This is a genomic window from Pseudomonas sp. GD03842 (assembly GCF_029841165.1).
Taxonomy (GTDB): Bacteria; Pseudomonadota; Gammaproteobacteria; order Pseudomonadales; family Pseudomonadaceae; genus Aquipseudomonas.
This window is the reverse complement of the sequence record NZ_JAOCEA010000002.1, coordinates 191,313-212,600: the sequence shown is the minus strand read 5'-3', so window position 1 is coordinate 212,600 and position 21,288 is coordinate 191,313. Positions and strand designations below refer to the sequence as shown.

General features: G+C 58.4%; 14 protein-coding genes. 10 read left to right on the top strand and 4 right to left on the bottom strand.

Features of this window, described 5'->3' with window-relative positions:
* Position 1 precedes the first annotated feature (1 nt).
* Entirely contained in the window at positions 2–661 is a 660-nt protein-coding gene (locus N5D61_RS03500) for a GntR family transcriptional regulator (RefSeq protein ID WP_108238465.1), read from the bottom strand.
* A 307-nt stretch (positions 662–968) separates the two neighbouring features.
* Here N5D61_RS03500 and xdhA point away from each other — a divergent pair, with 307 nt between their 5' ends.
* The 4 genes from xdhA to guaD all read left to right on the top strand — a co-directional run bounded on the left by xdhA (position 969) and on the right by guaD (position 7,165).
* The gene (gene xdhA, locus N5D61_RS03495; RefSeq protein ID WP_279890839.1) at positions 969–2,441 is read left to right on the top strand and encodes a xanthine dehydrogenase small subunit; all 1,473 of its coding nucleotides are present in this window, start codon (positions 969–971) and stop codon (positions 2,439–2,441) included.
* Entirely contained in the window at positions 2,434–4,842 is a 2,409-nt protein-coding gene (gene xdhB, locus N5D61_RS03490; protein WP_279890837.1) for a xanthine dehydrogenase molybdopterin binding subunit, read from the top strand. Before xdhA ends, xdhB begins: the two co-directional genes overlap by 8 nt.
* Before the next feature lie 148 nt (positions 4,843–4,990).
* Positions 4,991–5,836 (top strand): xanthine dehydrogenase accessory protein XdhC, encoded by an 846-nt coding sequence (xdhC, locus tag N5D61_RS03485; protein WP_279890834.1) that lies wholly within the window; start codon positions 4,991–4,993, stop codon positions 5,834–5,836.
* Positions 5,837–5,860: 24 nt separating this feature from the next.
* Positions 5,861–7,165 carry a guanine deaminase gene (guaD, locus tag N5D61_RS03480; RefSeq protein ID WP_279890833.1) on the top strand — a complete coding sequence of 435 codons (1,305 nt, stop codon included), beginning with the start codon at positions 5,861–5,863 and terminating at the stop codon, positions 7,163–7,165.
* A 22-nt stretch (positions 7,166–7,187) separates the two neighbouring features.
* Here the strand turns inward: guaD and N5D61_RS03475 are convergent, their stop codons facing one another.
* Together N5D61_RS03475 and rlmM are read right to left on the bottom strand one after the other, a co-directional pair.
* Positions 7,188–7,751: an XRE family transcriptional regulator gene (locus tag N5D61_RS03475; protein ID WP_279890831.1), complete on the bottom strand. Its 564-nt coding sequence runs from the start codon at positions 7,749–7,751 to the stop codon at positions 7,188–7,190.
* Positions 7,752–7,829: 78 nt separating this feature from the next.
* Entirely contained in the window at positions 7,830–8,897 is a 1,068-nt protein-coding gene (rlmM, locus tag N5D61_RS03470) for a 23S rRNA (cytidine(2498)-2'-O)-methyltransferase RlmM (RefSeq protein WP_108238471.1), read from the bottom strand.
* Positions 8,898–9,136: 239 nt separating this feature from the next.
* Between rlmM and acnA the strand changes: the two genes are divergently transcribed.
* The 5 genes from acnA to N5D61_RS03445 all read left to right on the top strand — a co-directional run bounded on the left by acnA (position 9,137) and on the right by N5D61_RS03445 (position 16,644).
* Positions 9,137–11,878 carry an aconitate hydratase AcnA gene (gene acnA / locus N5D61_RS03465; protein ID WP_279890830.1) on the top strand — a complete coding sequence of 914 codons (2,742 nt, stop codon included), beginning with the start codon at positions 9,137–9,139 and terminating at the stop codon, positions 11,876–11,878.
* Between the two features lie 332 nt (positions 11,879–12,210).
* On the top strand, positions 12,211–13,002 hold the full coding sequence (locus tag N5D61_RS03460; protein WP_108239830.1) for a CPBP family intramembrane glutamic endopeptidase: 792 nt from the start codon (positions 12,211–12,213) through the stop codon (positions 13,000–13,002).
* Positions 13,003–13,105: 103 nt separating this feature from the next.
* On the top strand, positions 13,106–14,671 hold the full coding sequence (locus N5D61_RS03455) for a PAS domain-containing methyl-accepting chemotaxis protein (protein ID WP_279890829.1): 1,566 nt from the start codon (positions 13,106–13,108) through the stop codon (positions 14,669–14,671).
* A 245-nt stretch (positions 14,672–14,916) separates the two neighbouring features.
* The gene (locus N5D61_RS03450; RefSeq protein ID WP_146749685.1) at positions 14,917–15,570 is read left to right on the top strand and encodes a hypothetical protein; all 654 of its coding nucleotides are present in this window, start codon (positions 14,917–14,919) and stop codon (positions 15,568–15,570) included.
* Positions 15,571–15,990: 420 nt separating this feature from the next.
* Positions 15,991–16,644 (top strand): hypothetical protein, encoded by a 654-nt coding sequence (locus N5D61_RS03445; RefSeq protein ID WP_108239833.1) that lies wholly within the window; start codon positions 15,991–15,993, stop codon positions 16,642–16,644.
* Positions 16,645–16,750: 106 nt separating this feature from the next.
* Here the strand turns inward: N5D61_RS03445 and N5D61_RS03440 are convergent, their stop codons facing one another.
* Positions 16,751–19,042 carry an autotransporter outer membrane beta-barrel domain-containing protein gene (locus N5D61_RS03440; protein WP_279890828.1) on the bottom strand — a complete coding sequence of 764 codons (2,292 nt, stop codon included), beginning with the start codon at positions 19,040–19,042 and terminating at the stop codon, positions 16,751–16,753.
* Positions 19,043–19,395: 353 nt separating this feature from the next.
* On the opposite strand from N5D61_RS03440, the gene N5D61_RS03435 reads away from it, so the two are divergent.
* The gene (locus tag N5D61_RS03435; RefSeq protein WP_279890827.1) at positions 19,396–21,264 is read left to right on the top strand and encodes a hypothetical protein; all 1,869 of its coding nucleotides are present in this window, start codon (positions 19,396–19,398) and stop codon (positions 21,262–21,264) included.
* The last annotated feature ends 24 nt before the right edge of the window (positions 21,265–21,288 follow it).

The window sequence follows — 21,288 nt, the reverse complement described above, 5'->3', positions numbered from 1 at the left end:
TTCAGCCGACCGCCAGCGCAGACAGCACGGATTGGCAACTGCGCTCGCAGTAGGCGGCCAGCACCTCACGGATGCGCGGCAGGTCGCGGGCGATCACCGCCTCGAGCAACCGGGCAAACAGCGTCAGGTACTCGCTCATTTCCGCCTGACGCTGTTCCAGTGCCAAGTAATAAAAGCGGCTCATGGAGGGCTGTAGGTTCTCGATGGTCTCTTCCAGGTACGGATTGTTGGCGAATGGGTAGGCAGCGCGCATCACGTTGAAACTGTCTTCGACGAAACTCTTCACGTCGCCACGGGCGCAACTGGCCGTCAGGCGTTGCTGAATTTGCAAAAATGGCGCCAGGTCAATCTCCTGCTGCCAGGCTTTTGCCACGGCAAGGCCCAACAGGATATACAGTTCGCTCATCAACGCGCACAGGCTTTGAATGTTGTGGGGCGTAAGAACGGACACCTGAGCGCCGCGGCGCGGGAGGATGACGATCAGGTGACGGCGTTCGAGAATAAGCAGCGCTTCGCGCACCGATCCGCGACTGACGTTGAGCGCTTGCGTGACTTTCTGCTCCTGAATCCGCTCACCCGGCCTAAGCTCGCCGCGGATGATCCGTTCGGCGAGGTGATGAGCGATCTGCTCAGCGAGGCTGTCCGGTGCCTTGAACGTCATGTCTTTCCTTTCAACCCATAGCATTAACCCAAGCGCCGCAGTGTAACGCACTGAACACCTGTGGCGCAGGGCCATACGCGCAAACTGGCACGAATTAAGCAAAACGTCAGGGGTCGCCTGCGGCGGGTGATAGCAACTTCTGGCTGCCGATGATCGGTGCGCGAAGGAATTTCATTATTCTTGACCCTTAGGTCAGATTTTAATTGACCCAATAGTCAGAACTGATAGATTCATCGACAGGTTCGATGACAAATTCCGAAACACCTTCCACGACAGCGTTCTATTACAAGAAGACGAGGCGTAATCCGTGATCCAGTTTTTGCTGAACCAGGAGCTGAAAACCGAGCATGCTCTGGACCCCAACCTGACCGTGCTCAATTACTTGCGCGAGCACGTGCACAAGTCCGGCACCAAGGAAGGCTGCGCCAGTGGCGATTGCGGGGCCTGCACGGTGGTCGTCGGTGAGCTGACCACTGCAGAAGACGGTCTGGAACAGTTGCGTTATCGCAGCCTCAACGCCTGCCTGACCTTCGTCGCTTCTCTGCACGGCAAGCAACTGATCAGTGTCGAAGACCTCAAGCATCAGGGCCAACTGCACAGCGTGCAGCAAGCCATGGTCGATTGCCACGGCTCACAGTGCGGGTTCTGCACGCCGGGTTTCGTGATGTCCTTGTTTGCCTTGCAGAAAAACACCTCCGAGGTCAGCTCATCGGACCAGCGACATGCACAGGCTCACGAGGCGTTGGCGGGCAATCTGTGCCGCTGCACGGGTTACCGCCCCATCCTCGCCGCCGCCGAGCAGGCGTGCGGCCAGTCACGCCAACACGACCAGTTCGATGCCCGCACAGCGCAAACCATCGCCCGGCTCAAAGCCATCAAACCCAACACAACCGCAGAGTTGAACAGCGGCGACAAACGCTGCCTGGTGCCACTGACCGTGGCCGATCTGGCGGACCTTTACGATGCCTATCCACAGGCGCGCCTGCTGGCGGGAGGCACTGATCTGGCGCTGGAAGTCACTCAGTTCCATCGCACCCTGCCGGTGATGATCTACGTCGGCCACGTTGCCGATATGAAGAAGATCGAGCATTTCGACGACCGTATCGAAATCGGGGCGGCCGTAGCGCTGACCGATTGCTACGATGCCCTGAGCAGCGACTACCCGGATTTCGGGGAGCTGTTGCACCGTTTTGCGTCGTTGCAGATCCGCAACCAAGGCACTTTGGGCGGCAACATCGGCAACGCCTCGCCCATCGGCGACTCGCCACCGCTGCTGATCGCGCTGGGGGCGCAGATCGTCCTGCGCAAAGGCCGTCATACCCGCACACTGGCCTTGGAAGATTACTTCATCGATTACCGCGTCACGGCGCGCGAAGAAAGCGAATTCATCGAAAAGATCATCGTGCCGAAGCCCAATATCAAGCAGGCATTCCGGGCCTACAAGGTGTCCAAGCGCCTGGACGATGACATATCGGCAGTGTGCGCGGCGTTCCGCGTGCACGTCGAGAACGGTGCCATCGTCGACGCCCGCGCCGCTTTCGGCGGAATGGCCGCGATCCCGAAACGCGCTGCGCACTGCGAACAGGCCCTGATTGGCCAGCCATGGACATCGGCAACCGTGGAGCGCGCCTGTGCGGCCCTCGAACAGGATTTCACGCCGCTGTCGGACTTCCGCGCCACCAAGGAATATCGGCTGCTGGCCGCGCAGAATCTGCTGCGTAAATATTTCATCGAATTGCAAACGCCACACATCCAGACTCGGGTGACTGCTCATGTCTAACCATCATCCCGTGACATCCCCGGAAGAACGGGTCGCTCTGTTCCAGCAGGACCTCACCACAGGTGTGGGGCGCAGCGTCAAACACGACAGCGCCGACAAGCACGTTTCGGGCGAGGCCATTTACATCGACGATCGGCTGGAATTTCCCAATCAACTGCACGTCTATGCGCGCCTTTCCGACCGCGCCCATGCGCGCATCGTCAGCGTTGACGTCGCCCCATGCTATGCGTTCGAAGGCGTGCGCCTTGCGATTACGCACGAAGACATTCCTGGCCTGAAAGACATCGGTCCCCTGCTGCCGGGTGATCCGCTGCTGGCCATCGACACGGTCGAATTCGTCGGCCAGCCGGTGATTGCCGTTGCCGCCCGGGATCTGGAAACGGCGCGCAAGGCGGCCATGGCGGCCATCATCGAGTACGAAGACCTCGAGCCGGTGCTCGACGTGGTCGAAGCCTTGCGCAAACGGCATTTCGTGCTCGATAGCCATACCCATCAACGGGGCGATTCAGACACCGCCTTGGCATCGGCCCTGCACCGCATTCAAGGCACGCTGCACATTGGCGGCCAGGAACACTTTTACCTGGAGACGCAGATTTCTTCGGTGATGCCCACGGAAGACGGCGGGATGATCGTCTACTGCTCCACCCAGAACCCCACTGAGGTGCAGAAGCTGGTCAGCGAAGTACTCGGTGTGTCGATGAACAAGGTGGTGGTGGACATGCGCCGAATGGGCGGCGGCTTCGGCGGCAAGGAAACCCAGGCAGCGAGCCCGGCGTGCCTGTGCGCGGTGGTTGCCCGCCTGACCGGCCAGCCGACCAAGATGCGTCTGCCGCGCATGGAAGACATGATCATGACCGGCAAACGTCACCCGTTCTACGTCGAATACGACGTCGGCTTCGATCAGGACGGTCGGCTGCACGGGATTCAACTGGAGCTGGCGGGTAATTGCGGTTATTCGCCGGACTTGTCCGCGTCCATCGTCGACCGCGCCATGTTCCACGCCGACAATGCGTATTACCTGGGCGACGCCACCATCAACGGCCACCGCTGCAAGACCAACACCGCGTCCAACACGGCGTATCGAGGTTTCGGCGGCCCGCAAGGCATGGTCGCCATCGAGGAAGTGATGGACGCCATTGCCCGGCATCTGGGCAAGGATCCGCTGGCGGTACGCAAAGCCAATTATTACGGCAAGACCGAACGCAACGTCACCCACTATTACCAGGAAGTCGAGCACAACTTGCTGGAAGAAATGACGGCCGAGCTGGAGGAAAGCAGCCAATATGCCGAGCGTCGGAAGGCGATCATGGCCTACAACGCCAACAGTCCGATTCTGAAGAAGGGCCTGGCGTTGACCCCGGTGAAATTCGGCATTTCCTTCACCGCGAGCTTTCTCAATCAGGCCGGCGCGCTGATTCACATCTACACCGACGGCAGCATTCACTTGAACCATGGCGGCACCGAGATGGGCCAGGGTTTGAACACCAAGGTCGCACAGGTGGTGGCCGAGGTGTTTCAGGTCGACATCAGCCGCGTGCAAATCACTGCAACCAACACCGACAAGGTGCCGAACACGTCGCCCACCGCGGCTTCCAGCGGCGCGGATTTGAACGGCAAGGCGGCGCAGAATGCGGCCGAAACCCTCAAAAAGCGGCTGACCGAATTTGCGGCAAGCCACTACCAGTGCGAACCGTCTCAGGTTGAGTTCCGCAATGGCCACGTGCGCGTAGGCGAGCAGGTGATCAGCTTCGACACTTTGGCGCAGCAGGCGTGGATGGGCCAGGTCTCGCTGTCGAGCACTGGCTATTACAAGACGCCGAAGATTTATTACGACCGCAGCCAGGCCCGAGGGCGTCCGTTTTATTACTTCGCTTTTGGCGCAGCCTGCACCGAAGTGGTGGTCGATACCCTGACCGGTGAGTACAAGATGCTGCGAACTGACATCCTGCACGACGTCGGCGCGTCACTGAACCCGGCGATCGACATCGGCCAGGTCGAGGGCGGCTACATTCAAGGCATGGGCTGGCTGACCACCGAAGAGCTGGTATGGAATGCCAAAGGCAAGCTGATGACCAATGGCCCCGCCGGTTACAAGATCCCGGCGGTGGCCGACATGCCGGCCGATCTGCGGGTGAAACTGGTGGAAAACCGCAAGAACCCCGAAGACACAGTGTTCCATTCCAAAGCGGTGGGCGAACCTCCCTTCATGCTGGGCATCGCAGCCTGGTGCGCGATCAAGGACGCGGTGGCTAGCCTCGGCGATTACCGGCATCAGCCGAAGATCGACGCCCCTGCGACCCCGGAACGGGTGCTCTGGGGTTGTGAGCAGATGCGCAAGTTGAAGGCCGCCAGCCCGGACGCCGTAGGTGTGGCCCATGAGTTGACGGTGTCACCGGTTTGATTTGAGGTGTCTGGAAGACCGTGGTCGCGGGCAAGCGCGCTCCTACGGAGGATCGCGTTTCAATTGTAGGAGCGCGCTTGCCCGCGACGACCTCTGGAAAAGCATCCCCCTATGTTTGATCTGCCATTTGGGTGATCGGGAGAAACACATGAACAACTGGATCAGCGCCCTCGCCGAATTGCAAACCCAGGGGGAGGCCTGCGTGCTGGTGACCATCATCGAAGAGCGTGGCTCGACGCCGCGCAACGCGGGTTCGAAGATGGTGGTCACCGCCGAGCGGATCTACGACACCATCGGCGGCGGCCATCTGGAATACAAGGCCATGGCCATCGCTCGCGAGATGCTGGCCGCTGGTACTCAGCAGACGCGCCTGGAACGTTTTAGCCTGGGCGCCAGCTTGGGCCAATGCTGCGGCGGCGTGAATGTGCTGCTGTTCGAGCCGATGGGGCAGCCTCAAGCGCACATCGCGGTGTTTGGCGCTGGCCATGTAGGCCGTGCGCTCGTGCCATTGCTGGCCAGCCTGCCCTGCCGCGTGCGTTGGATCGACTCGCGTGAAGGCGAATTTCCCGCGCACTTGCCCGAAGGCGTCAACCGGATCGTCAATGAGGAGGTCGTCGACGAAGTGGATCATCTGCCGCCCGGCAGTTACTGCATCGTAATGACCCACAACCACGCACTGGACCTGGAATTGACCGCCGCAATACTCGAGCGCGGTGATTTCACCTGGTTCGGACTGATTGGCTCCAAGAGCAAGCGCATGAAGTTCGAGCACCGCCTGCGGGATCGCGGTTTCGATCCGGCATTGGTACAGCGCATGCGCTGCCCCATGGGGCTGGCCGACGTGAAAGGCAAACTGCCGATGGAGATCGCCATCTCCGTCGCCGCCGAAGTGATCGCCACCTACAACTTGAATTTTGGTGAGCAGGGCACCCCCGCCACCGCTGAACCCATCGCCAGGCTGACGCCGGCTTCGCGCCGCAGCCAGGCTCAATAAATCCTTGAAGAACGACTTTCGACCATGACCTCTACCACCAAAGCTTACCGCGCTGCCATCGTTCACAGCCTCGCCGACCCGGCGCAGGTGGGGATCGAAGCCTCCTACGAGTATTTTGACGACGGCCTGATGGTGGTCGAAAACGGCACCATTACCGCTGTCGGGCATGCCGATGAACTGTTGGGTACGCTGGCCAAAGACGTGGAAGTGGTCACCTACACCGACGCGCTGATCACCGCCGGTTTCGTCGACACCCATATTCATCTGCCGCAGACCGGCATGGTCGGTTCCTACGGCGAACAGTTACTCGATTGGCTCAATACTTATGTGTTCCCGGTCGAACGCCAGTTCGCCGATCCCGCCCACGCTGCGCAGGTGTCCGACATCTTCATCAAGGAACTGCTGCGCAACGGCACCACCACCGCATTGGTGTTCGGCAGTCGGCACAAGGAATCGGTCGACGCCTTTTTCACCGCCGCCGAAAAGCTCAACCTGCGCATGATCGCGGGCAAGGTGATGATGGATCGAAACGCCCCCGATTATCTGGTGGACACGGCGGAGTCGAGCTACCTGGACAGCAAGGCACTGATCGAGCGCTGGCACGGCAAAGGCCGCCTGCATTACGCGGTGACGCCACGCTTTGCGCCGACCAGCACGCCCGAGCAACTGCAACTGGCGGGTCAGTTGCTCGGCGAATACCCCGACCTCTACCTGCAGACCCATATCAGCGAAAACCTCAAGGAGGTCGAGTGGGTCAAGGCGCTGTTCCCGGAACGCAAGAACTACCTGGACGTCTATGACCACTTCAAGCTGCTCGGCGAGCGCTCGGTGTTCGCCCATGGTGTTCATCTTTGCGAGCAGGAGTGCCAGCGCCTGGCAGAGACCGGCTCGGCCATCGCCTTCTGCCCCACCTCGAATTTCTTCTTGGGCAGTGGCCTGTTCAACTTGCCGATGGCGGAAAAGCACAAGGTGAACGTCGGACTGGGCACAGACGTGGGTGGCGGTACCAGCTTCTCGCTGCTCCAGACCCTGAACGAAGCGTATAAGGTGATGCAATTGCAGGGGGCCAAGCTCAGTCCATTCAAGTCGCTTTACCTGGCGACCCTGGGCGGGGCCCGGGCACTGCGCCTGGAAGACAGGATCGGGAACCTGCAGGAAGGGTCCGAAGCGGACTTCGTGGTCTTGGATTTCAACGCCACGCCGCTGCTTTCGTACCGGATGAAGCAGGCGACCAGCATTGAAGAGAAGCTGTTCGTGCTGATGACGCTGGGCGACGACCGGACCGTCAGCGAAACCTATTCGGCGGGAGCCCTCGTGCACAAACGCTGAGTGGGCGAAGGCGAGGCGCCCGTCACGACACAACGGTTCTGACAAACCGCAACGCAACCGCGCCCTCGTTACGATAAGCATGGGGACGGTTGCTGGCGAACATGTAGAACGCCCCCGCCTGGACCTGCTGCGTCTGATCCGGCAGGTCCACCGTCAGGCATCCTTCGATGACATACACCTGCTCGCTCCAGCCGTCAGGGTCGGCTTGCGACGCGTACGCCTCGCCGGGTGCCAGGCTGAATTCCCAGAGTTCCACCCCGCGGCGCGCGGACGCCCTGGCCAAGAGCACCGCTTGGCTGCCCACGTGTAACCCCGCCCACGCCAACTCGTTGATGCGACTGGGATCACGCTCCTCAGGCCCCTGGATCAGGTCGCTGAACGCCACGTCCAGTGCCTCGGCCAGCCTGTCTAAGGTCGCCAGGCTCACGTTCCGCTCCCCCGCTTCGATGGCCACCAACATGCGCCGGCTGACCCCTGACTTTTCGGCGAGGGCGGCCTGGCTCATGTCAGCCTCATGGCGCAGGCGCCGGACATTGACGCTGACATGCTGCAGTACCGATGCGCGGGAGGAAGTGTCCTTCTGCATGGAGTCATTCCTGAATGGCGATGTAATGTTCGGGTGACGGCTGCGCGCCAGATAGGCTTGCCTCGCGCTCGGGGTCCATCAAGCCTTGGGCTTCAGATCCAGCCTGCGCAGGTGGCAGGTGACTTCTTCACGGTCGTGGTAGAGCTGCTTGCAACCAATCGACACCTTCACCCCACGTGCCTTGAAACCCTCCTCGATGCGGTCCAGCAATCGCCGTACTTCGGCGTAGCGTTGTTTCATCGGCAATTTGAGGTTCACCACTGCCTCGCGGCACAGCCCCTCCCCCAGCCAGGTTTCCAGCAACGCCGCGCTGCGTGCGGGCTTTTCGACGATGTCGCACACCATCCAATCCACAATCTGGCGCGGTTTGTAGGTGAAACCGTCGGCCATCAAATGCTGGACCAACCCCGTATCCATCAGGCTTTCCGCCATCGGGCCGTTGTCGATGGCGGTGACCAGCATGCCCCGCTTGACCAGTTGGTACGTCCAGCCACCGGGCGCCGCGCCAAGATCGACACCGGTCATGTCCTCCGACAGCCGTTGCGGCCATTGGTCGCGCGGGATGAAGTGGTGCCACGCCTCTTCCAGCTTGAGCGTCGAGCGGCTCGGGGCCTCGCGCGGAAATTTCAGGCGCGGAATACCCATGGGCCACATCGCTGAATTGCCCGCATCGGCCAACCCGAGAAAGACTTCCCGGCCGCTTTTGAACGTCAGCAGCAAACGCGGCAGGCGCGGGTCGTCCACCAGTCTCCCGGCTTTTTCCAAGGCTTTGCGCAAGGGGCCCTCGAATTTGCGACAAAAGGTCGAAAGCTCTTTGCCATCGTTTGTGTCGACCACCTCCAGCCACAGGCTGCCACAGGTCGCAAAATCGGCCATGTGCTCCAGGATCACGCTCACCCGGTCGGTTTCCGGCAACGCCACAAAGACGCCACGCGCCCATTGCCGAGGAAAAATCAGGTCGGTGAAGCGCAGCCCGTTCATCAGGCGTTCAGCGCCGTGGGGCTCGGTGCAGATGAATTCGGCGCAGGCCGTGTCAGGCTTGGCCCGCGCATAGCCGGATACGCCCAGCCTGGCGGCGTGCTCGCTGATTTCCGAGCAGACTTCGCCTTCGAAACCGGGGCGGCAATGCATGAAAAGGGTGTTCACGGGGTGGGCTCCATGGCGTGCCAGAGGTTTTGCCGGCGCGACCTATACTCGAGGATAAATCTCAACGACACCAAAGCCGCGCATGATAGCGGAATCAGGAACCACTGGCTCGGCCAGGGGGTCCAGTACTCATTGGCATCAATGAAAGGCGCCCCGCAGAGCGCTCTGAAGCACCTCGTCTTACCGACCCGATTCGTGTGCCCCGTTCATACCGTGCGCAACCGTCAAGGAGTTAGTTCATGCCCTCCCTCGATAGCCTGAAAAGCCTCAAGACACTCGATGTCAGCAACAAGACCTACCACTACTTCAGCTTGCCCGAAGCGGCGAAGACCCTGGGTAATCTGGACACATTGCCCATGTCGCTGAAGGTCCTGCTGGAGAACCTCCTGCGCTGGGAAGACAACCAGACGGTGACCGGAGAAGACCTGAAGTCGCTGGCGGCCTGGCTCGCCGAGCGCAAGTCCGATCGTGAAATCCAATACCGCCCCGCCCGCGTGCTGATGCAGGACTTCACGGGCGTGCCCGCCGTGGTTGACCTCGCGGCCATGCGCGCCGCGGTGGCCAAGGCCGGTGGCGATCCCCAGCGCATCAATCCACTGTCCCCGGTGGATCTGGTGATCGACCACTCAGTGATGGTGGACAAATTCGGGGATGACCGCGCATTCAGCGAAAACGTCGACATCGAAATGCAGCGCAATGGCGAGCGCTACGCCTTCCTGCGTTGGGGCCAGAGCGCCTTCGACAACTTCAGCGTGGTGCCGCCGGGCACCGGCATCTGCCACCAGGTCAACCTCGAATACCTGGGCCGCACGGTGTGGACCAAGGAAGAAGACGGCCGTACCTACGCCTTCCCGGATACGCTGGTCGGTACCGATTCCCACACCACCATGATCAATGGCCTCGGCGTATTGGGTTGGGGCGTTGGCGGCATCGAAGCGGAAGCCGCGATGCTCGGCCAGCCCGTGTCGATGCTCATTCCTGAAGTGATCGGCTTCAAGCTCACCGGCAAGCTGAAAGAAGGGATCACCGCGACCGACTTGGTGCTCACCGTGACCCAGATGCTGCGCAAGAAAGGCGTGGTGGGGAAGTTCGTCGAATTCTACGGCGACGGGCTCGCCGATCTGCCATTGGCAGACCGGGCAACCATCGCCAACATGGCGCCGGAATACGGCGCGACCTGTGGCTTTTTTCCAGTCGACGAGGTCACCCTCGAGTACCTGCGCCTATCCGGTCGGCCGGAAGCGACCGTGGAACTGGTCGAGGCGTATACCAAGGCCCAAGGGCTGTGGCGCCTTCCCGGTCAGGAGCCGGTTTTCACCGACGCGCTCGAGCTGGACATGGGCTCGGTGGTCGCCAGCCTCGCCGGGCCCAAACGGCCACAGGACCGAGTTGCACTGCCGGATGTTTCCCAAGCGTTCAGCGATTTCCTTGGCCTGGCGCTCAAGCCCAGCAAGCATGAGGAAGGCCGCCTGGAGAGTGAGGGTGGCGGGGGTGTGGCGGTGGGCAATGCCGAACTGGTCGGCGAAGCGGAATACGAGTATGAAGGCGCTCGCTACCGTTTGAAGAACGGTGCGGTGGTCATTGCCGCGATCACCTCGTGCACCAACACGTCAAACCCCAGCGTGATGATGGCAGCGGGCCTGCTGGCAAAAAAAGCCGTGGAGAAAGGCCTTCAACGCAAGCCCTGGGTCAAGAGTTCGCTGGCGCCTGGCTCGAAAGTGGTCACCGATTACTACCATGCCGCCGGTTTGACCGAGTACCTGGACGCACTCGGGTTCGACCTGGTGGGCTACGGCTGCACCACCTGTATCGGCAACTCGGGGCCGCTGCCCGACCCTATCGAGAAAGCCATTCAGCAGTCGGACCTCACAGTGGCGTCTGTGCTCTCGGGCAATCGCAACTTCGAAGGCCGCGTCCACCCGCTGGTGAAGACCAACTGGCTGGCGTCCCCGCCACTGGTGGTGGCCTATGCCTTGGCAGGCAGTGTGCGAATCGACCTGAGCAGCGAGCCGCTCGGCGAAGGCAGCGACGGCCAGCCCGTCTACCTGCGGGACATCTGGCCAACACAGCAGGAGATTGCCGAGGCCGTGATGAAAGTCAGCACCGGCATGTTCCACAAGGAATACGCCGAGGTGTTCGCCGGTGATGAGCAATGGCAAGCCATTCAGGTGCCTGAGGCCGCGACGTATGTCTGGCAGGATGACTCGACCTATATTCAGCACCCGCCCTTCTTCGACGATGTCGCCGGGCCGCTTCCCGTAGTGGCCGACATTCACGCAGCGCGCGTGTTGGCCATCCTCGGCGACTCGGTCACCACCGACCACATCTCCCCGGCGGGCAATATCAAGGCAGACAGCCCGGCAGGCCGTTACCTGCGCAGCAAAGGCGTCGAACCCAAAGATTTCAACTCCTACGGCTCGCGCCGGGGCAATCATGAAGTAATGATGCGCGGCACCTTCGCCAATATCCGCATACGCAACGAAATGCTGGGCAACGAAGAAGGCGGCTTTACGTTGCACGTCCCCACCGATGAGAAGCTGCCGATTTACGACGCAGCCATGCGCTATCAACAGGAAGGCACGCCTCTGGTGATCGTGGCAGGGCAAGAGTACGGCACTGGCTCCAGCCGTGACTGGGCGGCGAAAGGCACCAATCTGCTAGGCGTCAAGGCGGTGATCGCTGAAAGCTTCGAACGAATCCACCGCTCCAATCTGGTCGGCATGGGGGTATTGCCCCTGCAGTTCAAGAATGGCCAGAGTCGTAAGACGTTGGAGTTGACCGGTAAAGAAGTGCTCGACATCGCCGGTCTGACCGGGGCTACCCTGCAGCCGGGCATGACCTTGACGTTGCACATCACCCGGGAAAACGGCGAACAGGAACGCGTGGACGTGCTGTGCCGCATCGATACGCTCAACGAAGTGGAATACTTCAAGGCCGGAGGCATTCTGCATTACGTGTTGCGGCAGTTGATTGCGTCATGAAAATCACCGCTAAGTGCCCCTCCTTCACCGACGCCGCGTCTAGCCCCAGGTAGCGCGTCCGATTGAAGGCGGATGAAGCCGGGGCTCGTCTGCGACCGTCCGCAGCGCGGTCGATCGTAGGCTTGCCCCGTTCAGCGCGGTATGGGACTTGAGCTCCCTACCGCAATTGCTGACCACCCGGTGCCGCTGTAACGCTCCGCGTTGGGAAGCTCCCTACATCCTTTGGCGAATTCTCGCTGAGATATTCAGAACAGCTTCATCCCCTTCCCCATGCAGGCCTGTTTAATCAACGTTAAAATCGCCGACCTCTTCCGACATCCAGGAACGACATCATGTCGGCGCTACGCTGGGGCACGTTGACGCTGCTCGCGCTCGGTTACTGCATCGCACTGGTTTATGGGCAACTGAGCCTGCCGGTGATCATCACCTTTGGTCTGTTGATCATGGCAGGCATTTGCGTCAGACATTTCCGACACATTGCAGTGCGCGCGTTTGGCCATGGGCTGTTCATCGCGCTGGCCGTTGGGCTCGCGGTTCACTGGTTACCCGGTTTTTTCAGCGCGAGGGTGATCACCGGCGTGCGCTTGACCCCGGAAGCGGCGCCTTATTCGATGTACTTGCATCTCGACAAGCCGCTGATCGGCGTGTGGGTGGTGCTGGCCTGCCCCTGGGCGTTCACCGCCCTCACTTGGCGCCGCGGACTGGGCGTGGGCATGGCGATCCTGCCGTTGATCGCGGTCACGTGCCTGACGACTGCCATCAGCATGGGGCTCGTGAGCTGGGCGCCCAAATGGCCCGAGCAGAGCGCCCTCTGGGTACTCAACAATTTGCTTTTGGTGACGCTTACCGAGGAGCTGCTGTTTCGCGGCTATATCCAGGGCGGCCTCTCTCGCCTGCTGCACCGCGTGCCCGGCCACCAGACACTGGCGCTGCTCGTCGCCTCCGCCCTGTTCGGGTGCGCCCATCTGGGCGCAGGCTGGCAGTGGACGATCCTGGCTGGCATGGCCGGCGTCGGCTACGGCCTGGCGTGGCGCTACGGCGGCCTGCCGGCTGCAGTCATCACCCACTTCGGGCTCAATCTGGCGCATTTCAGCCTGTTCACCTATCCCCTGTTCGATCACTGAACGGCGGCCAGCGAATGGCCGCCCGTGACGCTGTTCACAAATGGCTTAATTTTACCGGCAGCGCGCCGATACATCTTCAAAGCCTTCCCGGATTGAACAGCTTATGCGCAATAACCAGCCTATCACCCAACGCGAACGGACCTTCCCAGCACAGCAACGGTTGATATCGACCACCGACGCACGAGGCGTGATCACTTATTGCAACGACGCCTTCGTCGAGATCAGTGGTTTTTCCCACGAAGAACTGCTCAAGGCACCGCACAACACCGTACGCCACCCCGACGTACCGCCCGCGGTGTTCGAACACATGTGGGGCACGCTCAAACAGGGGCTGCCGTGGATGGGCATCGTGAAGAACCGTTGCAAGAACGGCGATCACTACTGGGTCAACGCTTACGTCACGCCCATCTTCGACAAGCAGCAGGTGGTGGGTTTCGAGTCCGTGCGGATCAAACCCACCGCCGAACAGGTACGCCGTGCCGAAGCGCTGTACAAGCGTCTGAACAGCGGCAAATCCGCGGTGCCTGGCCGTGATAAATGGCTGCCTATCATGCAAGACTGGCTGCCCTTCATCATGGTCAGCCAACTGAGCTTTCTGATAGGCGTCTGGCTCAACTCCCATTGGGGGTTCGCGCTTGCCGCGGCCCTGTCCGTGCCATTGGGCCTGCTCGGCCTGACCTGGCAGCAACGGGGGATCAAACGCCTACTGCGGCTGGCCGAACAGACCACCTCCGACCCGCTGATCGCCCAGATGTACACCGACAGCCGGGGTGCTCAGGCACGCTTGGAAATGTCCATTCTCAGCCAGGAAGCGCGGCTGAAAACCTGCCTCACCCGCTTGCAGGACACCGCAGAGCACCTCAACGCTCAGGCCAGGCAATCCGACAGCCTGGCTCAGGCCAGTTCCAGCGGCCTGGAGCGCCAGCGGGTAGAAACCGAACAGGTGGCCACCGCTATCAATCAGATGGCATCGACCACTCAGGAAGTCGCCAGCCATGTGCAGCGCACCGCCGACGCCACGCAACAGGCCAATGAACTGACCCGCCGTGGCCGTGACATTGCCAGCGAAACCCGCGAAGCCATACAACGCCTGTCGAACTCTGTGGGCGAGACCGGCCTGACCGTGACCCAACTGGCCAAGGACAGCGATGAAATCGGCGGCGTGGTGGACGTGATCAAAGGTATCGCCGACCAGACCAACCTGCTGGCCCTCAACGCCGCGATCGAGGCTGCCCGCGCGGGCGAAATGGGTCGTGGCTTCGCCGTGGTCGCCGATGAGGTCCGCCAATTGGCACAGCGCACCGCCGAGTCCACCGGCCAGATTCACTCGCTGATCGCCAAGTTGCAGAGCACCGCGAACACCGCCGTGCAAACCATGGAAACCGGGCGTCGTCAGGCCGAAGAAGGCGTCGAACAAGTGATGGAGGCCGACAAGGCACTCATCGGTATCAGCGATGCGGTGGCCAACATCACCGACATGACCACCCAGATCGCCGCCGCCACGGAAGAACAGAGCTCGGTGGCCGAAGAGGTCAGCCGCAACATCAGCACCATCGCCCACCTGGCCGATCAGACCTCCGACGAAGCGCGTCGGTCGGCGAATCTCAGCGCTGAACTCACCAGCACGGCCAACAGCCAGTACTCCCTGGTGGAACGCTTCAACCGTTAACCATCGAACGTAAGAAACACGCCCTGACCGGAAACGATCAGGGCTTTTTTTTGCGCCTGAAAAGTAGGACATTTCTGAAGTTACTGCATTTGGCGTTATTTAAGGCGTGTCGGATTGACAAGAATTCGAGATCACTATTAGTTGTGCTCCAGACAGCGATATATAGATACCACCACTCGGGTGTTTTCGTTGATCTCATTGACATAAAAACAATTTAGAACTCAACAGTAGAAGAGATGCATGACATGAATCATACTTCACTCGCCTCCCCCACCATTCCAGTTGCTGACCACGACGGACTGATTCCCGTTGCAAGCTTATCTCAGGACATTGAGGTGCATGTCCCGGTTTGGAGCTATTCCAATCCAGGGGACACATTTCAATTATTGCTAAACGGACAATTGACTGGAGCGACACAGCAACTGCCTAGCCCCATTCCCCCTATTGGCACTGAGCTACGTATCACGCTCAATCGGCAAGCGCTGGCAGAAGATGGACTTTACGAGGTGTCGTATCGAGCGACGAACGTTTTAGGTGGAATCTCGGCGGACTCTCCGCCGAGGCAGATTCGCATTGACCGAACATCTCCCGGCGGCGCCCTGCTCGCACCCATGATTTTCCCCGGCGCGACCTTCGGCCATCACCTCATCGGTTTACTGCCCGGTTATGCGGGCATGGAGCCCGGGGACACGATTCAGACGCTGTGCAACGGCGTGCCGGGCCCGCAGCATGTGGTTCAGCCGGACGAACTGACGCTGCGCCCCATCGAAATCGTATTTGATCGTGAAGCGCTAAAGGACCTCGGGACCGACAACGTCTCCATGTCCTACACCGTGACCGACCGAGCCGGCAATGAGTCGATTTCGTCGATGGCCTTGGTGATGTCGTTAACCCTGTAAAGGGCGTATACAACACTCAATTGAATAGCGTACGGTTAATCTTCCACGCATCCGCGTGAGCGATTAACCGTGCGCATAAAAAAGCAGAAAGGATTCCAATTAAATTTCACCGCTTAATTCCTTTTTTCCTACATAAATTTGGTATCGCTCCCCGTTGAAATAAATTTTTTTTTGCTGATCTTCATTGTCGATGCGTGACTCGACCCCGAAAACACGGCTGTAACTACGAACCCAACCGGAGGAAGTTTCAAAGCCATACCGATGAAATCGTATTCCCCTCATTGCAACCTTTGCACACGGCATGATTGACACGGAAAGAATTAAAATTAAACATGTATAACTTAGCTGCCTTTCCCTACTAAGCCCATTGCAGTGCGCATCTCATAGACGTTGACTTCCCTCAATGCCCCAGGAGCTTCCATGGAAGACGAAAAGGATATCCCTTCATCCGCTCAGCCACAGCAAAACAAATCACAACACTCTACTGAATCGACGGAACGGGATGCCGTGGATAGGGAACCTACTGCCCCCAACGAACAGGTTTGGTCTGTTCCGCACTATGAAGAATTCCATGCAGGGCCCAGGTCTCTCTCGACACAGGATCAAATTCCAGCCGAGTACTCCCGTGGTTTGAACAGTATTCTGGACATGGCCTGGCGTTTGGACGAAGCGATCAAGACCGCAAACCCGACGCTGGCAGCCCCATCCATCGAAGGGCATCCTTCGAGCGTGCTGACCCAGGAGCAACTGATGGCTGGCGTTTACGTGAATATCCCTCGCTCTTCCAGGATCTGGAGCGGGGACCATCTGAAGATGCGCTGGGGGAGCAACACCCTTTTCACTGTCGTGCCTGTAGCGGACGATCGTCACGGTCCGCGTATGCGCCAGTTCGTCTGCCTCGACCGCCTGGCCAAGTATGAAACCGGGGAGATCGACGTGCGCTATGAGGTGGTCCGACGGGCTCGATTGGTCGGGATTTCCGAGACCCTCACCATCAAGGTATACGGCAGCAAGACAAGGCCAAGATCGGCTCATCCCATGCGCGCCATTCGTCGACGCAGGTTGAGGCCGTAACCTGTCCATGGGTGCGTCCATACGCCTCCTATCGGGATGGCACCCAACACAAAGCCCCGACGAGGGTATGTCGTCGGGGCTCATGGGTAACCGCTAGGAACAGCGCTTAGAAGGCCAGCCGGAGACCCAGGTTCGCGCCCCATGGCTGCTCGACATGTTGACCCTTCATGTAGTCGAAATCAGCGTGCACCTGCAAGCGCTCCGACAACGACACCGAAAGTCCCGCTCCGAGCTCCGCTCGGGAGCCGAATGTATCGCTGTCGAAACCTTGGTCGTTGACGCGGACACCATTGCCTCTGGAGAACTCATGGGCTGCTGCGACACGGACATAAGGTTGAACGACACCCCCATCATCCAGCGAATATTGACGCCCGAGCGTCGCGCCCACTTTGCCCAGCACGGATTGTGTCTGATCGGTCTTCGCCTTCAGTCCGTTATCCAACGTATAACGGTTGCCCTCGATCCAGACACTCGAGATTTGCGCGAACGGCTCCACAAAATACGCGTCCGGCAGCTTGATGTGCTTCCCGAACTCCAGCGAACCACCGACTGCTTTGTTGCTGTAGTCACCCTTCGCTTTGCTGCCGTCGCTCATTGCCACCTTGGACTGGTTGTGGAACTGGTTCACCTTCATCACGCCATCGAGGTAGTAGCCATCATCGGAAAGCCAAGTGCCGTAAGCGCCCAGATAATAGCTGTCCACTTCACCCGACGTGCCTTGGCCCATGTTCAGATCGGACGTGCTGTAGCCCCCCATCAGACCAACGAGCAAATGCCCATCGCTCACCGGAAGCGGCGCATCGGCTCCGAACGACAAGCCTCGCTGTTTCTGTTGATAGCTCACTCCGGAGCCCAGCGACGCATTGAAACGGCTGCCATAGCTGCGCAACCAGCCACCGCCCACCTCACGCCCCCGCACCTCACCCATGCGACTGCGCAACGTGCTCAACTCGCCGTTCCAGATGGTCGGGCCGACATTGAACAGTGCCAACGCACTCTGCGTTGAAGGGCTGATGGTCTTGCCTGAACCAACGATGAACCAGTCAGTGCCTTGTTGTTCGAGCGCATAGGAGTATGCACCGAGGTCGACGCGTTCGCCGACCAGACCAAAGCGTGCATCACCACTCTCTGTATGAACGACTCGTAATGCTTCGAACTCTTCGGGTACGGCCTCCACGCCGGTGTTCCGAATGTTCAACAGGTGATCTCCGGAAGCAGCGCCCGCAACATTAAGAAAATCACCAACGCCCGCGCTCAAATCGATGCGCATATCGAACACGCCCCGTCCAGATAGCCGACCCAAGGTCAGGGTATGGTAGCTGTCGGTCGAAAAACCGACACTGCCTCCGTCAATGCTCAACGAATTCAGCGTGTTATCCGCTGCTAGCTGCCAGCGACCGCTGGAGTCAATGGTCAACTCGTTACCGTTCACAATGTTGCCGTCCAAGCGAGCATGATTGCCGAGTGCGACGTTGAGGGTGCTGCCGTCATCGGCCACGAGATCGCCGGTGAGATTGCTGTTATTGATTTGTACCTTCGCAGTGCTCTGACCGCTCACTTCAACAAGATGATTATTTCCAGCCTCAAGAATCGAATGATCAGCGATCGTAATGTCGGCATTGGTAACTTCATTAGTATTGTCTGGATTCTTGATGACTTCTATAGTTGCGCCTTCGCGTGCAATGAGCGTCGAACCACTCACTTCAAGTCGATTTTTCTCTTCGAAATCGCTCGTCGTACCATCAAAAATTCTGACGGCGCTCGTATCCCCTGCAACACGGCTACCCTTTCTGATTTGCACGATGCCGCCCGCGAGCGAAATCCCGCCCGCTTTCGTTCTTACTTCGTTAGCAACGCCCTCGACATTCGACCCCTCAAGCGTCAATTTCCCCATGGGTGAAACCAAGATGCCGTAGCCCACGCCTCGGATCTCGCTATCAATGACATGACCGATGGCGTGGGACGCGGGGTCCCGCCGGTATGCATTTAGCGCTAGACCTTCATTGGTGTCGCTGGCAATCCGAGCGCCCCGGACGTTCAATTCGCCCATATAAACCTCAATGCCTTCGCGAACTACTCCACTAACGGATGCCGAGGATCGATCGAGGGTTATATGATTGACAACGGCGCCGCTTTGTACAATCAGAGTGCCCTGATTCCTTACTAAATAACTTTCAGCAGGCTTTGAGCCGTCTACGGTATGGGTCACACCATCAACCACTACGTATCGTAAGGGGTTGCCGTTAACGATGATTTCCTCCACGCCCGCCTTGTCTACTACCTCCCCAACCTCTTTAGAACCTTGTCCTTCACCCCAAGCAATCGGTGAAAAGGTACTGACAGCCATCGCAAGCAAGCTGTATCTGAATTGAATGGACGACACGTTCCGAATGAACACCCTTAGCGCTCCATGAGATAAAAGTCGATTTTTGAAAAAAAAAGAAATATTGCGGAAGGGAAAACAAAAAAATGTCGAGTAGGAAACTTCCTAGAAGAGCGGGGGTTTTTCCTACTTTAAAAAATACTTGGAGCCGGGGAGACAAGGGTTCAGGCGTAAATCAACGCAGGACTATTCTGCGGGTCGCTTGGAATTTCCTACATAGTCGAAAATTTTCCTACAAATTGAAATTTCCCCGCATTGACCTCTTAAGAATTATGGGATTAGTTTATTTACAGCGCAGGGACATCCCGCCTATATAAAATCACGAAATATCTGATTGACTTCAATACTAAAACATACCAAGGACAACCATGAGCACTATTAAGCAAAAACCAACCATTCTCCGTATTGATAATGATCGCGAACCCATCCCGATTGAAGCGCCTGACATTCCAGTAGCCTTTCACGACGCGGACAATTTTGGTTTGATTCCAGTCAGCGCACTGGATGCACCGATAACTGTAAATTTAAAGGTCTGGGAAGGCGCGGGTCCTGGTTACACCTACCAACTTGTCTGGGATGGTAAGGCACACGGCCCCGCCAAGCCGATCAACGCATCGGAAAACCCCGGAGACCCGCTCACGCTAGAACTCGAAGTAGAACTCCAAACGGAGGGAGTCCACGCACTTGGGTTTGTAACCTTCAGCCCTAATACAGGTGTGAGTGATTATTCTGCCGTGATGCCTATTGTTATTGACAGAACAGCACCTGGCAAACCGCACCTGGGGATGATCCACTTCCCTGTAGAAGTTCAAAATGGTTTGACGCTGGCGGAACTGGAGCGACTTGGAAACAAGCTAACCGTCGAGGTCGCAGGTTATAACGGCATGGCCAAACATGATGTCATCCAGACCTACTGGGGGCTTAAACAAGGTCCGACCGCAACCGTCACTGAAGATGACATGGGCTTTAACAAGGTTATCTTTGACTTCAAGAGAGAGTTTCTTGAAACAATTGAATCCGGCCCGCAACAAGTGTATTACACCGTTTCCGATCGTGCTGGCAATGTGTCCGACAATTCACTAACCGCCGAAATCCTGCTCCTCTTGGAAGAGATTCCTAACAACTTTCCCGCACCGATCCTCGATCCAGAGACTGGAGATCTGATCGATTATGCAGAGGCTCGGGCAGGCGTCCAAGTGGACATCCCTCACTATCCGGGCGCCGCTGCATTCGACCAGATTACGCTCTACTGGGGAGCGGACCGTCCTATGTATCCAGTTGAACTCCCCGCCGGCAATGAAGATGAAAGCATCGTCCTGTCGCTGCGCGTACCCTACGAGACCATTGCAGCTGTGCCTATTGGTCAGGTGTCCTTGAGTTACAGCGTTAGTCGTCAAAACCAGTTGAGCGGCTCCTCCCTCCCTGCGGTTGCGAATGTCTATATCTCTCTGCCGATTCCAGTGCCTAGCGCTCCTCCTATCATTCAGGGCACTAGCATTGAGAATCCCAATAAGGAAGATAACTTTATCGATGAGGACGACTACCAATTGAATAGTCGAGCCATCGTGGCTTGGAGCGATGATTTCCGAATTAACGATGACTTGAATCTTTATTGGGGCGATCAACAGCGTCTTCAGTGGCACCAAATTAGCGAAGAAGACGTTGCAGCAAAGCGTGACCTCGTCATCCCGATTGCCAATTCAATAATGAAGGCGCAAGGAACTGGTGCCGAAATCCCCGTGCACTACTCAGTGACACGCAGCGGAAATCCTAATGCTACGTCTTCGCCTGTACAAACAGTAACGGTCCGTTCAAAAGAAGAATTGCCAGGAGGCGCGGAGGGTATAGAAGGCCCACTTTTCGAGCTAACCCCAGCCGGCTATATCTCATTAATCGTAGCGCCCGACGGGACGGAGGGTTTGATCAAGCCTTATAAAAATATCGCAGAGAATCAAAAACTTTTCTTTACATTCAAGGGGTTTGATATCGACAACAACATTATCGAAGCAGCCACTTTGACAGCAACCCGCGTTCTGGATGACATCGACATTGTCAATGGCTATAAATTTTCTGTTCCATACAACACATTAAGAACAATTTGCAATGGATATTGTGAAGCTTATGTACGTGTCGAACCTGCCGCCGGGAGTAACCAAAGCGCAGTGACTTCCAAAACGACACGAGTGCCAGTCGACATGCGCCGCACCAATGAAAACGTTTGCAGCCTTCGCCCCTAAATCAACATCATAAAATCCAAGTTG